Source organism: Stenotrophomonas sp. STEN225, from assembly GCF_056756445.1.
This window is the reverse complement of sequence record NZ_JBRRBV010000022.1, coordinates 13,173-25,197: the sequence shown is the minus strand read 5'-3', so window position 1 is coordinate 25,197 and position 12,025 is coordinate 13,173. Positions and strand designations below refer to the sequence as shown.

Annotated in this window: 14 protein-coding genes; 7 read left to right on the top strand and 7 right to left on the bottom strand. The window is 66.9% G+C overall.

Going from position 1 to position 12,025, the window contains the following annotated elements:
- The first annotated feature begins 2 nt into the window (after window positions 1-2).
- Genes ACVOJ1_RS17325 through ACVOJ1_RS17315 form a run of 3 tightly spaced genes read left to right on the top strand, consistent with a single transcriptional unit; the run spans window position 3 to window position 2,004 of the window.
- Window positions 3-734 carry a CoA transferase subunit A gene (locus ACVOJ1_RS17325; RefSeq protein WP_053516964.1) on the top strand — a complete coding sequence of 244 codons (732 nt, stop codon included), beginning with the start codon at window positions 3-5 and terminating at the stop codon, window positions 732-734.
- Window position 735: 1 nt separating this feature from the next.
- Window positions 736-1,368 (top strand): CoA transferase subunit B, encoded by a 633-nt coding sequence (locus ACVOJ1_RS17320; protein WP_128988232.1) that lies wholly within the window; start codon window positions 736-738, stop codon window positions 1,366-1,368.
- A 48-nt stretch (window positions 1,369-1,416) separates the two neighbouring features.
- Complete coding sequence (locus ACVOJ1_RS17315; protein ID WP_346480702.1) at window positions 1,417-2,004, top strand: alpha-ketoglutarate-dependent dioxygenase AlkB family protein; 588 nt, start codon at window positions 1,417-1,419, stop codon at window positions 2,002-2,004.
- 8 nt (window positions 2,005-2,012) lie between these two features.
- Here the strand turns inward: ACVOJ1_RS17315 and ACVOJ1_RS17310 are convergent, their stop codons facing one another.
- Genes ACVOJ1_RS17310 through ACVOJ1_RS17295 form a run of 4 tightly spaced genes read right to left on the bottom strand, consistent with a single transcriptional unit; the run spans window position 2,013 to window position 5,531 of the window.
- Window positions 2,013-2,654, bottom strand: a complete 642-nt coding sequence (locus tag ACVOJ1_RS17310) for an ABC-type transport auxiliary lipoprotein family protein (protein WP_065182499.1) — start codon at window positions 2,652-2,654, stop codon at window positions 2,013-2,015.
- Window positions 2,651-3,577, bottom strand: coding sequence for an MlaD family protein (locus tag ACVOJ1_RS17305; RefSeq protein ID WP_053516959.1), 927 nt, complete (start codon window positions 3,575-3,577; stop codon window positions 2,651-2,653). Before ACVOJ1_RS17305 ends, ACVOJ1_RS17310 begins: the two co-directional genes overlap by 4 nt.
- Window positions 3,578-3,580: 3 nt before the next feature.
- Complete coding sequence (locus tag ACVOJ1_RS17300; RefSeq protein ID WP_053516958.1) at window positions 3,581-4,408, bottom strand: ABC transporter ATP-binding protein; 828 nt, start codon at window positions 4,406-4,408, stop codon at window positions 3,581-3,583.
- A gap of 1 nt (window position 4,409) precedes the next feature.
- A complete protein-coding gene (locus ACVOJ1_RS17295) occupies window positions 4,410-5,531 on the bottom strand; it encodes an ABC transporter permease (RefSeq protein ID WP_346480701.1) in 1,122 nt (373 codons plus the stop codon).
- A gap of 92 nt (window positions 5,532-5,623) precedes the next feature.
- Here ACVOJ1_RS17295 and ACVOJ1_RS17290 point away from each other — a divergent pair, with 92 nt between their 5' ends.
- Window positions 5,624-6,883 carry a threonine/serine exporter family protein gene (locus tag ACVOJ1_RS17290; RefSeq protein WP_053516956.1) on the top strand — a complete coding sequence of 420 codons (1,260 nt, stop codon included), beginning with the start codon at window positions 5,624-5,626 and terminating at the stop codon, window positions 6,881-6,883.
- Window positions 6,884-6,937: 54 nt separating this feature from the next.
- Here ACVOJ1_RS17290 and ACVOJ1_RS17285 read toward each other — a convergent pair whose 3' ends face one another.
- From ACVOJ1_RS17285 to ACVOJ1_RS17275, 3 genes are all read right to left on the bottom strand, one after another.
- A complete protein-coding gene (locus ACVOJ1_RS17285) occupies window positions 6,938-7,318 on the bottom strand; it encodes an H-NS histone family protein (protein WP_346480700.1) in 381 nt (126 codons plus the stop codon).
- A 222-nt stretch (window positions 7,319-7,540) separates the two neighbouring features.
- Entirely contained in the window at window positions 7,541-9,232 is a 1,692-nt protein-coding gene (locus ACVOJ1_RS17280; RefSeq protein ID WP_346480699.1) for a proline--tRNA ligase, read from the bottom strand.
- A 569-nt stretch (window positions 9,233-9,801) separates the two neighbouring features.
- The gene (locus ACVOJ1_RS17275; RefSeq protein ID WP_197572565.1) at window positions 9,802-10,179 is read right to left on the bottom strand and encodes a DUF4124 domain-containing protein; all 378 of its coding nucleotides are present in this window, start codon (window positions 10,177-10,179) and stop codon (window positions 9,802-9,804) included.
- Between the two features lie 80 nt (window positions 10,180-10,259).
- On the opposite strand from ACVOJ1_RS17275, the gene pssA reads away from it, so the two are divergent.
- The 3 genes from pssA to rimI are packed head-to-tail and all read left to right on the top strand — an operon-like array spanning window position 10,260 to window position 12,024.
- On the top strand, window positions 10,260-11,036 hold the full coding sequence (pssA, locus tag ACVOJ1_RS17270) for a CDP-diacylglycerol--serine O-phosphatidyltransferase (protein WP_053516952.1): 777 nt from the start codon (window positions 10,260-10,262) through the stop codon (window positions 11,034-11,036).
- Window positions 11,033-11,530: a hypothetical protein gene (locus tag ACVOJ1_RS17265; RefSeq protein ID WP_053516951.1), complete on the top strand. Its 498-nt coding sequence runs from the start codon at window positions 11,033-11,035 to the stop codon at window positions 11,528-11,530. The genes pssA and ACVOJ1_RS17265 overlap by 4 nt, the downstream gene beginning before the upstream one ends.
- A complete protein-coding gene (rimI, locus tag ACVOJ1_RS17260; RefSeq protein ID WP_053516950.1) occupies window positions 11,527-12,024 on the top strand; it encodes a ribosomal protein S18-alanine N-acetyltransferase in 498 nt (165 codons plus the stop codon). The genes ACVOJ1_RS17265 and rimI overlap by 4 nt, the downstream gene beginning before the upstream one ends.
- Window position 12,025 lies beyond the last annotated feature (1 nt).

The following is a 12,025-nucleotide window of genomic DNA, read 5'->3' as shown; positions in this document are numbered from 1 at the left end:
CGATGGACAAGTCCAATACCGGCGGCAAGCGCAGCAAGCGCTATGCCAGCGCGGCCCAGGCGCTGGAGGGCGTGGTCGCCGATGGCCAGACACTGGCCGTCGGCGGCTTCGGCCTGTGTGGCATACCCGAGGCACTGATCGCAGCCTTGCGCGACAGTGGAGTCAAGGGCCTGACCGTGATCTCCAACAATGCCGGTGTCGATGGCTTCGGCCTGGGCCAGCTGCTGGAAACACGCCAGATCAGCAGGATGATTTCGTCGTACGTGGGCGAGAACAAGGAGTTCGAGCGCCAGTTCCTGGCCGGTGAGCTGGAGCTGGAATTCAATCCACAGGGCACCCTGGCCGAGCGCCTGCGTGCCGGCGGCGCCGGAATTCCTGCCTTCTTCACTGCCACCGGCTACGGCACGGTGGTGGCCGAAGGCAAGGAGACCCGCGAATTCGACGGCAGGCACTATGTGCTGGAAACCGCGCTGCGTGCCGACGTTGCCCTGGTGAAGGCGTGGAAGGCCGACGAAGCCGGCAACCTGGTGTTCCGCAAGACCGCGCGCAATTTCAATCCTGCCTGCGCGATGGCCGGCAAGGTGTGCATCGCCGAAGTGGAAGAGGTGGTGCCGGTCGGTGCGATCGATCCGGACCAGGTGCATCTGCCGGGGATCTATGTGCATCGCATCGTGCACAACGCGCATCCTGAAAAGCGGATCGAGCAGCGCACCGTGCGTGCGGAGGGCAACTGACATGGCGTGGACCCGCGATGAGATGGCGGCCCGCGCCGCCCGTGAACTGACCGACGGTGCCTATGTGAACCTGGGCATCGGCCTGCCGACCCTGGTCGCCAACCACATTCCCGAAGGCGTGGACGTGTGGCTGCAATCCGAGAACGGCCTGCTTGGCATCGGCCCGTTCCCGACCGAATCCGAGGTCGATGCCGACCTGATCAACGCCGGCAAGCAGACCGTGACCGCGCGCGCCGGTGCCAGCTACTTCGGCAGCCATGACAGTTTCGCCATGATCCGTGGCGGCCACATCAATCTGGCCATTCTTGGCGCGATGCAGGTGACCGACAAGGGCGACCTGGCGAACTGGATGGTGCCCGGCAAGATGGTCAAGGGCATGGGCGGCGCGATGGACCTGGTGGCCGGCGTGCAGCGCGTGGTGGTGCTGATGGAGCACACCGCGAAGAACGGCGAGCACAAGGTGCTGGCCGAATGCACGCTGCCTTTGACCGGCGTGGGCGTGGTCGACCGCATCATCACCGATCTGGCTGTGTTCGACGTGACCGATGCCGGTCTGGTGCTGGTGGAGACCGCGCCGGGGGTTGACGAGGACGAACTGAAGGAAAAGACCGGCGTGCCGTTCCGGCGTGCCTGAGTCCGGCGGGGCGGCCTCGTGCCGCCCCGACACTGCCTGGCGATCCCGATGCTGTTTCCACACGAGCTGCCCGATGCCTACGTCCGTCATGTTCCGGGCTGGCTGCTGCCGGATCGGGCGGATGCGCTGCAGCGGACACTGGGCGAACAGGTGGCCTGGGATGTGCACCGCATCCGGATGTTTGGTCACTGGGTGGATTCGCCGCGGCTGAGCAGTTGGATCGGCGATCCGCAGGCGCGCTACCGGTATTCCGGCGCCGAGTTCGTCCCGCGGCCCTGGCTGCCGGCATTGCAGGCGCTGCGCGTGCGATTGCAGGAAGAGGGTATCGGCCGGTTCAACAGCGTGCTGCTCAATCGATACCGCGATGGTGGCGATTACATGGGCTGGCACAGCGACGACGAACCCGAACTGGGACCGGCGCCGGTGATCGCTTCACTGAGCCTGGGTGCGGCGCGGCGTTTCCTGCTGCGACGACGCGACGAGCCGGCACGCAAGGCGGAGTTCCTGCTGGGCCATGGCGATCTGCTGTTGATGGCCGGCAGCACCCAGCGCTTCTATCAGCACGCGTTGCCGAAGATGGCGCGGGCCCAGGGCGAGCGGATCAACCTGACATTCCGTTGGATCACGCCGCGCTGAGCGGGGGATCAGCGCGGTGCTGCGGCACTGTCGTTCTGCCCACTGACCAGCGTCCAGCCGACCACGTCCTGCGCGATCTGCTGCAGGCCACGTTCGAACGCCGCCGCAACCGCCGGCACATCGGTACTGCCAACGGGCTGCGCCTGACGGAAGGTGCGATCAGCGACCACGCGCTGGTCGGCCACGTGGATCAGCTTGGCATTGAGTTCGATCACCACCGTCGGCGTGGTCTGGCCCTGGTAGTCCGATTCGAAACGACGGATGTCCGTGGACAGCTTGTAATCGGCGCGGATACCGGCGGCGGTGCGGGCCACGCCGTTGATGCGGCCGGAGTCCTCGAAACCGCGCAGCAGCGTGTCCTCGATCATGTCGGTGGCCGGCTGGGCCCAGCTGGCGCCCCTGTAGATCTCCAGCTCCGATGGCGTGGGACGCACGTTGATGCGCGGGCTGTCGACCATGCGCGCCGCGCTGGGTTTGGCCAGCACCAGCTGCCAGGCGACCTGGGGCCAGCTGGGATCGACCTTCACCTGCACGGCAGGCGAGTACAGGGTGACGGGATTCTTGTCGCCGCTGCCGAGGATCGAGCAGCCCGACAGCAGCGCCAGGGCCAGGCCTGGCAGCAGCAGGCGCGGGAAGAGGATCGGGCTCATTTGGGTTCGAACTCCTTCGGGGCATCGCGGCCGAGCAGATAGCGCGCGGGGTTGTTCTCGAGGCGGTCGCTGACCCGGCGCAGGTCGCGGATCAGGCCACGCAGCTCGGTCAGGGTCGGGCCCAGCTGGCCGAGCCCGTCATTGGCGAAGCTGTTGATCGCGGCGCGGTTCTCGCCAAGGATCGAATCGGCATTGCCGGCAGCCGAATCGAGCTTGACCAGGGTAGCGTCGAGCTTGTCGATGATGCCCGGCAGCTGCTGCACCAGGTTCCTGTCGAGGCGCTCGATGGTGCCGTTGGTGGTCTTCAGCGTGGTGTCCAGGCTGCGTGCGGCATCGCGCGCGCTGAGCAGCAGCGCCTGTGTGCCCTGGTCGCGGTCGGCCAGTCCGCCGCTGATGGTTTCCAGGTTGGCCAGGGTCGCGTTGATCGACGCCACGTTGCGATCGCTGAGGATCTGGTCCATGCGCTCGACGATGCGGTTGGCCACATCGGTGATGTTCTGCAGTGCCGAAGGCGTGGTCGGGATGATCGGCGCCGGGTCCTTGTTGACCGTGGTCAGTGCCGGCGACTGCGGCGTGCCGCCGCTGAGCTGGATGATCGACGGACCGGTCAGGCTGGTGATCGCCAGCTTGGCACGGGTATCGGTCTTCACCGGCGTGGTGGAGTTCAGGCGGATGCGCGCCACCACCTGGCGCGGATCGTCCGGTACCAGGTTCAGCTCGATGATCGAGCCGACCGCGATGCCGTTGTACTGCACCGGGCTGCCGACCGACAGGCCGGTCACCGCCTCGCGGAACACCACGCGGTATTCCTGCCAGGTGCGGTCGGATGAGTACTTGGCCGCCCAAAGGCCGAAGGCCAGCAGGGCCAGGCCGGTGATCAGGGTGAACGCGCCGATCAGCACGTAGTTGGCTTTGGTTTCCATGGCTCAGGCACTCTCGATCTGTTCGCCACGCGCGGCACGCGCACGTGGTCCGTGGAAGTATTCCTGGATCCACGGATGATCCAGTTTCTCGATTTCCGCAAGCGGTGCGTTGGCGATCACCTTGTGGTCGGCCAGCACGGCGACGCGGTCGCAGATGGCGTACAGCGTGTCCAGGTCATGGGTGATCAGGAACACGGTCAGGCCCAGCGCTTCCTGCAGGGTCTTGATCAGCCGGTCGAAGGCCGCCGCGCCGATCGGGTCCAGGCCGGCGGTCGGTTCGTCCAGAAACAGCAGCGGCGGGTCCAGTGCCAGCGCGCGGGCCAGGCCGGCACGCTTGCGCATGCCGCCGGACAGCTGCGAGGGCAGCTTGTTGATCGCATCGGCGGGCAGGCCGGCCAGCTTCACCTTCAGCAGTGCCAGCTCGTAGTGCCAGCGTTCGGGAAGGTCGCGATGATGCTCCTTCAGCGGAACCTGCACGTTCTCGCCGACGGTCAGCGAGGAGAACAGCGCGCCATCCTGGAACAGCACGCCGGTGTTGCGCTCGATATGCAGCCGGCTTTCGGCATCGTCGGCACGCGCATCGCGGCCGAGCACTTCGATCTGTCCTTCATCCGGCACGCGCAGGCCCAGGATCGAGCGCATCAGCACGGACTTGCCGGTGCCCGAGCCGCCGACGACGCCGAGGATCTCGCCGCGCCGCACGTCCAGGTCGAGGTCCTCATGGACGGTCTGGCTGCCGAAGCGGTTGACCAGCCCACGCACGCGGATGGCCAGGTCATGGCCATCGTCATCACGCATCTCGAAGGTGCCGGAACCGGAGGTCGTGTTCATGTCACCAGTCCATATGCATGAACCACAACGCCGCAAAGGCGTCGATGATGATCACCAGCGAGATGGTCTGCACCACGCTGGATGTGGTGCGCTCGCCGACCGACTGTGCGGTGCCGGTGACCTTCAGGCCCTCCAGGCAGCCGATCAGGCCGATCACCACCGCGAAGACGGGCGCCTTGGACAGGCCGACCAGCATGTGCCGCACCTCCATCGTGTCGTGCATCCGCGCGATGTACATCTGCGGCGGAATGTCCAGATCGAACGCGCCGACAGTGATGCCGCCGGCCAGGCCGGCAATCATCGCGACGAAGGTCAGCAGCGGCAGGGTCACCAGCAGCGCGAACAGGCGCGGCAGTACCAGCAGGTCGATCGGGTCGAGGCCCAGCGTGCGCATCGCATCGATCTCCTCGCGGGCCTTCATCGCGCCGATCTGCGCGGTGAACGCGCTTGCCGTGCGGCCGGCCAGCACGATCGCGGTCAGCAGCACGGCGAACTCGCGCAGGAAGGCGATGTTGACCAGCTCGACCACGTAGATCTCCGCGCCGAAGTCGCGCAGGATGGTTGAGCCCAGGAACGCGATCACCGCACCGACCAGGTAGGACAGCAGCGCCACCAGCGGCACGGCGTCCAGGCCCACCTGCTCCATCTGATGCACGGTGGCGGTGAGGCGGAAGCGCCGCGGCTGCTTGACCAGGCGAGCGGTCTTGACCATCGCCTCGCCGAGGAAGCTGGCCAGGGCCACGATGTTGTGGCCGGTGCCATGCATGCTGACGCCCAGCCGTTCCAGCGCGGCCAGCACGCCGAAGTCGCGCTTGGGCTTGGGCCGGTCGTCGGCCACTTCCTCGATGGTGCACACCAGTGCCTGGTGATCCGGCCGGAACTGCAGCGCATCCTCGCCGAGGTCGGCGCGATGGGCCACGCGCAACAGCTGCAGTACGCCGGCCGAATCGAGCTGCTCGATGCCCGTGGCGTCAATGCCGGTCAGTTTGTCGGGAACGGCGCGCAGCACCTCGGCCGCGGCCAGCGCGGTCTTCAAGGTCCAGTGGCCGGACAGGCGGATCAGCCCGGGGTCGTGGGCGTCCTGTTCGAGCTGGGGGGCGAGGTTCTGGGTCACGTGGGCCATTCGGGTCGCAGCATAACCGTTCTGTATTGTGCTTCGCGTTGAACCAGGATGAATTCCTCCGGCGGGGCCCGGCCTAGGTAATACTACGGCGCATGTCCGCAGACGCTCACACGATCCCCACGCCCCAGGCCACCTACGCGCAGCGCGTGGCCTTCGTTTCCGAGATCGCCGGCCGCCTCCACAGCTACGGCACCACGGCCCAGCGTCTGGAAACGGCCGTGGTCGCACTGGCAAAACAGCTCGATCTCGATTGTGAACCGTGGTCTAACCCCACCGGCATCATCCTCAGCTTCAGCGACCCGGCCCAGGCGATCGGCTCCAGCGACATCACCCGCGTGATCCGCCTGGCACCGGGCGAGAACGACCTGCACAAGCTCAGTGTCGCCGACCGGATCGCCGAGGAAGTGGCCAACGGGCGGATGAGCATCGCGCAGGGGCACACCGCGCTGCGTCAGCTGGACAAGGATCCCGGCCGTCGCGGCAAGCTCCGCACCATCCTCTCGTTCACGCTCGGCGCGGCCGGTGTCGCCGGCATGTGGAAGCTGCCCTGGCTGGACATCGCCACCGCCGGTGTCATCGGCCTGATGATCGGCCTGCTCGGCATGGTCACCGACCGTCGCCCGGCGACCCGCGAGGCCGCCGAGGCGCTGGCCGCGCTGCTGGCCGGCCTGGTTGCCACCTTGGTCGCTTCGTTTGTCGGCGCGCTCAACCTCAACACGGTGATCATCGCCTCGCTGGTGGTGCTGCTGCCCGGCATGTCGCTGACCAATGCGGTCAACGAACTGGCCAGCCAGCACTGGGTGTCAGGCACCGCGCGGTTTGCCGGTGCGCTGACCACGATCATGAAACTGAGCGTCGGCGCGATGATCGCGGTGACCCTGGCCGATGTGCTGGGCCTGGACCCGGTGATCCGTGCCTCGCGACCGCAGGGACCGTGGGTGGAGTGGGGGTCGCTGCTGACCGCGGCCTTCGCCTTCGCGATGCTGTTCAAGGCCAGCCGTCGCGATTATCCCTGGGTGATTGCCGCGTCCGTGGCCGGCTATGCCATTTCCAAGTTTGGCGGGCACGCCTGGGGGGCACCGGCAGGCATCTTCCTGTCGGCGATGGTGCTGACCGCCGGCGGCAACCTGTTCGGTCGGCTGGCCGGGCGTCCGGGTGCGATCATCCGCCTGCCGGGCATCATCATGATGGTCCCTGGCAGCACCAGCCTGCGTGGCGTGCTGACGCTCGTCCAGCAGCAGGATGTCGGTGCCGGCCAGAGCGTGTTCCTGACCGTGCTCAACGTGGTGATGGCGCTGGTGGCGGGCCTGCTGTTCGGCAACCTCTTGATGCCGGCGCGCAAGACGTTGTGATGGAAGGAAGAACGCCGGCTTGCGCCGGCGTTCTTCATTCTTTCCGATCCGGCCTCAGGCCTTCTTGATCAGGAAATCTTCCGGCTTCTTGCTGCCCTTGGCGGTCAGCTCGGCCATCCAGCGCGGCTGCTTGCCACGGCCGGTCCAGGTTTCCTTCGGGTTGGCCGGGTTGCGGTACTTCGGGGCGACCTTGCCGAGCTTGCGGCCGGCGGTCTTGGACGGCGCCGCTGCCTTGCGGGCGCGTGGCTTGGCAGCCGCGGTAGCGGTACCGAACAACTCCTCGATGGTGTAACCCTCGGTCTTGGCCAGCTTGCTCAGCTGGGCCCGCACCTTGGCGATCGGGCGACGCTTGGCGACGATGGTCTGCTGCTTTTTCGCGGTGCGGATCAATGCGCCCAGCTCGCGTGCCGACAGGCCGGTCAGGTCGATGCTCATCTACAGTTACTCCGGAAACTAATAAGGGACAGGGACGAGCCGGTCCGTGGCGTCGGCGCACAGGATAATGATGAATTAAATCCAGTACAAATCATGCAGGTCAGGGTATGGCGATGGACCGACTGCATCGTGACCATTTTGACCGGATTATGTCCAGCTGCATATTCGCCGGCCCACCGCCGGTACAAAGAAAAAGACCGGGGCATGCCCCGGTCCGGTCACTCAACCCTGCAGGCGTTGCAGCAGGGTAGCCTTATCCAGGCTTTCGGCTTCGCTGGCACGTCGCGAGCGGTACTCGTACGTGCCGGCCGCCAGGCCGCGCTCGCTGACCACCACGCGATGCGGGATGCCGATCAACTCCATGTCGGCAAACATCGCACCCGGACGCAGCCCGCGATCATCCAGCGCGGCATCGAGACCGGCATCGCGCAGTTCCTGCAGCAGGCCGGCAGCGGCTTCGGCCACAGCGGTATCGCCCTTGGGGTTGATGACGCACACCACCACCTGCCACGGCGCCATCGCGTCCGGCCAGATGATGCCGGCATCGTCATGATTCTGTTCGATCGCGGCAGCGACCACGCGCGAGATGCCGATCCCGTAGCAGCCCATTGCCATCACTGCTGCCTTGCCGTTCTCGTCCAGTACGGTGGCGTCCAGTGCTTCGGCGTACTTGCGGCCAAGCTGGAACACGTGGCCGACTTCGATGCCACGGGCGATCTTCAACTCGCCGCCGTCCAGCGCACGGTCACCGGCACGCACGTTGCGGATATCGACCACTTCCGGTTCCGGCAGGTCGCGGCCCCAGTTGACTCCAGCCAGGTGGAAGCCCGCTTCATTGGCACCGACCACGAAATCGGACATCGCCGCCACTTCGCGGTCGGCCACCACGCGGATCGCCTTGGCCGGTGAAACCGGGCCGAGGAAGCCGGGCACGCTGCCCAGGTACTCGGCGATCTCCGCTTCGCTGGCAAAGCGCTGCTCTTCCAGGCCGGGAACCTTGCCCAGCTTGATCTCGTTGACCTCGTGGTCGCCACGGACCAGCACCAGCACGAACCCTTCGTCGGTCATCAGCGCCACCGACTTCACCGTGCGCTGCAGCGCGATGCCGAGCAGGGCGGCAACGTCCTCGCAGGTCTTCTGGGTGGGGGTCTCGACCTTGCGCATCGTCTCGCCGGCTGCCGCGCGCGGTGCCGGTTCCGCGGCGATCGCCGCTTCCATGTTGGCCGCGTAGTCCGAGCCGGTGGAGAACACCAGCGCGTCCTCGCCCGAATCGGCGATCACATGGAATTCCTGCGACGCATCGCCACCGATCGCGCCGGAATCGGCCTGCACCATGCGGAAGTCCAGGCCCAGCCGGGTGAAGATGCGGCTGTAGGCGGCCTTCATGTTCTCGTACTCGCGCACCAGGCACTCATCGTGCAGGTGGAACGAATAGGCGTCCTTCATCAGGAATTCGCGTGCACGCATCACGCCGAAGCGCGGGCGGATCTCATCGCGGAACTTGGTCTGGATCTGATAGAAGTTCACCGGCAGCTGCTTGTAGCTGGACAGTTCGCTGCGCGCGAAGTCGCATGCGGCTTCCTCGGCGGTCGGGCTGTAGCAGAACACCTGGTCCTTGCGATCCTTGATCTTCAGCAGCTGCGGCCCGAACTTCTGCCAGCGGCCGGTCTGCTCCCACAGCTCCTTGGGCTGGATGGTCGGAATCTGGAACTCCACGGCGCCGGCGCGATCCATTTCCTCCCGTACGATGCGTTCGACCTTGCGCAGCACGCGCAGTCCCAGCGGCGACCAGGTGTACAGGCCGGAGGCGAGCTTGCGGATCATGCCCGCACGCAGCATCAGGCGGTGGCTGGTCAGCTCCGCGTCGCTGGGGGTTTCCTTGGTGGTGTGCAGGTGGAACTGGGAGAGGCGCATCGTCGGCTTCGGTCTACGGCAGAGATCCCTATTCTGCCAGCCCGGGCGGGGGGAGGGTATCGGCAGGGCTGCGCCCTGCACCTGCTTCAGGCAACTTCAACTGCCACAGCAACAGCGGGCTTCGCGTGGGATGGCGGGGTGGATCCGGTGGCAGGGGACGCCGTAAACCCGTCCATGGGGGCTTGGTCGCGGCATCCATGCCGCTCACACCCCTGCCACCGGACCCACCCCGCCTTCGACGGATCTCTGCGACCTGCCCGCACTTCTGTAGAGCCGAGCCATGCTCGGCTGCTGTTCGATCCATTCTCGAAATATTCGATTTCAATGGATTTCATCCACGCATGGCATGGATGGCCCGCCGTCACCAGGAACCTGTCGGGGGTGGTGTGGGCTGGCAGGACCGTTGGCGCCATGGATGGCGCCATCGAGCCCCCATGGATGGCTTTACGGCGTGTCCTGCCAGCCCACACCGCCCCGCCAGACCAGCAGAAAACCAGGGCCGCTTTGGCATTTGACGTGGCCGTTGACGTTGCTTGAGGCGGGTGCAGGGCGCAGCCCTGCCGACCCCCTCAACCGGCGGCTGGGCAGTAGGCCTTGATGCTGGCTTCAGCCAGTCCCTTCTGCGCGGTGCGCTGCTCCGCGGTCAGCACGGTATCGCCCTTGCCGTCGCCGTCGGTGTCCTGCATCACCTGGCCGGACCCCTCCAGCAGGGCCAGGTTGGCACGGGCGGTGCTGCACTGCTCCGGTACGGGTGCGGCCGGGCGTTCGGCGCTGTCAGCCGATGGCGCCGAGCGCGCCTGCGCCCGGGTCTCGTAGGTCCTGCCTGCTGGCGGGGTTTCCGAATACTGGGTGACGCCGTTGGCGTCCTTCCACTTGTAGACGGGGCCGGCCATGGCACTGGAACTGGCCAACAGCAGCAGGCATCCCAGGCAGGACAGGGCACGCATGGCAAACTCCGCAGAATGGGCGTAGAACGCCGATTGCAGCATTGGCACCGACCGCTGGCAAGTCGATTAAACTGGATTCCATGGACCCGATCACACCGCCGCCGCGTTCGCGCACGATTTACCTGCTGCCCAACCTGTTCACCACTGCGGGCCTGTTCGCGGGCTTCTACGCGATCATCGCCGCTGCCAACGGGGATTTCGTCAATGCCAGCATCGCGGTGTTCGTGGCGGCGGTGATGGACGGCCTGGATGGCCGTGTCGCGCGCCTGACCGGCACCAGCAGCGAGTTCGGCGTGCAGTACGACTCGCTGGCCGACCTGGTCAGCTTCGGCATGGCGCCGGCACTGGTGATGTACCACTGGTCGCTGTCCTGGCTGAAATTCGATGATCCCCTGCTGGGCCGTGTCGGCTGGGCCGTGGCCTTCCTGTACGCCGCATGCGCGGCGCTGCGTCTGGCCCGCTTCAATACCCAGGTCGCGGTGGTGGACAAGCGCTGGTTCGTCGGCCTGGCCAGCCCCGCCGCTGCCGGGCTGATGATGTCGTTCGTCTGGGCCTTCGCCGATGGCAACCTGGGCTGGGATGGCAATCAGCTGCGCTATGTGGCGCTGGCGGTGACGCTGGTCGCTGCGCTGCTGATGGTCAGCCGCATCCGCTTCTGGAGCTTCAAGGGCGGTGCCGCCAAGGATTCCCGTTCCGACCGGGTGCCGTTCCTGGTCCTGGCACTGGTACCGATGGCCATCGCGATCGCGGTGATCGACCTGCCGCGCGTCCTGTTCGCCGTGGGCATCCTGTATGCCCTGTCCGGCCCGGTGATGTGGGCGGTGCAGCGCCTGCGCAAGAAGTCCGAGGCCGCGTGAGCCAGGATCTGCCCGTGCTGTGGTCACCGGCCCAGCAGGCCTGGCTGCAGGCGATGGGCTATACCGTCTATCACGACGGCCAGCTCGCCGCGGAGCTGGACGCTGCATTGCAGCTGAGCGTGGCCGACGCCGATGCGGCCAACCCCCCGGCAGCGCAGTCTCCGTCACGCCAGCCCGAACCGTCAGCGGTGGAGCCGGCACCGCGCCAGCCGCGGAGTCCGTCGCCGCCGCCTCGCACCGCGCCCGCCGTGGTGCCGGCAACCGAACCTCAGGCGGCACGCGCAGCCTCGGCGGGCACCACCCGGCAGCCGGCGGTACGTCTGCCTGATCGCCTGCAGATCGCGCTGCTGCGCGCATCCGGCTGCAACCCCAACGATGCCGCGACGCAGGCGCTGATGGACAGCTGGCCGTTGGAGCAGCTGCGCCGTGATCCAGCCGCCAAGCGCGCGCTGTGGCCGCAGCTGCGCGCCCTGCGCAAGCGGGGCGCGCCGTGAGTGCGGTCAGCCAGCCCGGCCCGGTGCGCCTGCGGGCGCTGCGCGAGAGCGATCTTGCCGAGGTGATGGCGATCGAGGTGCGTGGCTATCCCTTCCCGTGGACCCGCGGCATATTCATCGATTGCCTGCGTGCGGGTTATCCCGGTCTGGCAATGGAGCGCGATGGCCAGCTGCTCGGCTACGGCGTGCTGAGCATCGCTGCCGACGAGGCGCATGTGCTGAACATCTGCATCGATCCGCTGGTGCAGTCACGCGGGCTGGGGCGGCAGCTGCTGCGTGCGCTGGTGCAGCTGGCTGGTGATCGCGGTGCCCAGCGTGTGTTCCTGGAAGTGCGCCCGTCCAATGCGCCGGCGCTGGCGCTGTATCACAGCGAAGGGTTCAACGAGATCGGCCGGCGTCCGCGCTATTACCCGGCCGCGCAGGGACGCGAGGACGCGGTGGTGATGGCGATCGAGCTGGTCGAGGGCGACCTGCAGACGATGCCGCCGCTGTAAC

Excerpts from the sequence above, each read along its gene's own strand:
- ACVOJ1_RS17315 (WP_346480702.1), top strand. The coding sequence starts at position 1,417 with ATGCTGTTTCCACACGAGCTGCCCGATGCCTACGTCCGTCATGTTCCG.
- pssA (WP_053516952.1), top strand. The coding sequence starts at position 10,260 with ATGGACCCGATCACACCGCCGCCGCGTTCGCGCACGATTTACCTGCTG.
- ACVOJ1_RS17320 (WP_128988232.1), top strand. The coding sequence starts at position 736 with ATGGCGTGGACCCGCGATGAGATGGCGGCCCGCGCCGCCCGTGAACTG.
- ACVOJ1_RS17295 (WP_346480701.1), bottom strand. The coding sequence starts at position 5,531 with ATGGCCCACGTGACCCAGAACCTCGCCCCCCAGCTCGAACAGGACGCC.
- ACVOJ1_RS17285 (WP_346480700.1), bottom strand. The coding sequence starts at position 7,318 with ATGAGCATCGACCTGACCGGCCTGTCGGCACGCGAGCTGGGCGCATTG.
- ACVOJ1_RS17280 (WP_346480699.1), bottom strand. The coding sequence starts at position 9,232 with ATGCGCCTCTCCCAGTTCCACCTGCACACCACCAAGGAAACCCCCAGC.
- ACVOJ1_RS17305 (WP_053516959.1), bottom strand. The coding sequence starts at position 3,577 with ATGGAAACCAAAGCCAACTACGTGCTGATCGGCGCGTTCACCCTGATC.
- ACVOJ1_RS17310 (WP_065182499.1), bottom strand. The coding sequence starts at position 2,654 with ATGAGCCCGATCCTCTTCCCGCGCCTGCTGCTGCCAGGCCTGGCCCTG.
- ACVOJ1_RS17325 (WP_053516964.1), top strand. The coding sequence starts at position 3 with ATGGACAAGTCCAATACCGGCGGCAAGCGCAGCAAGCGCTATGCCAGC.
- ACVOJ1_RS17275 (WP_197572565.1), bottom strand. The coding sequence starts at position 10,179 with ATGCGTGCCCTGTCCTGCCTGGGATGCCTGCTGCTGTTGGCCAGTTCC.
- ACVOJ1_RS17300 (WP_053516958.1), bottom strand. The coding sequence starts at position 4,408 with ATGAACACGACCTCCGGTTCCGGCACCTTCGAGATGCGTGATGACGAT.
- ACVOJ1_RS17290 (WP_053516956.1), top strand. The coding sequence starts at position 5,624 with ATGTCCGCAGACGCTCACACGATCCCCACGCCCCAGGCCACCTACGCG.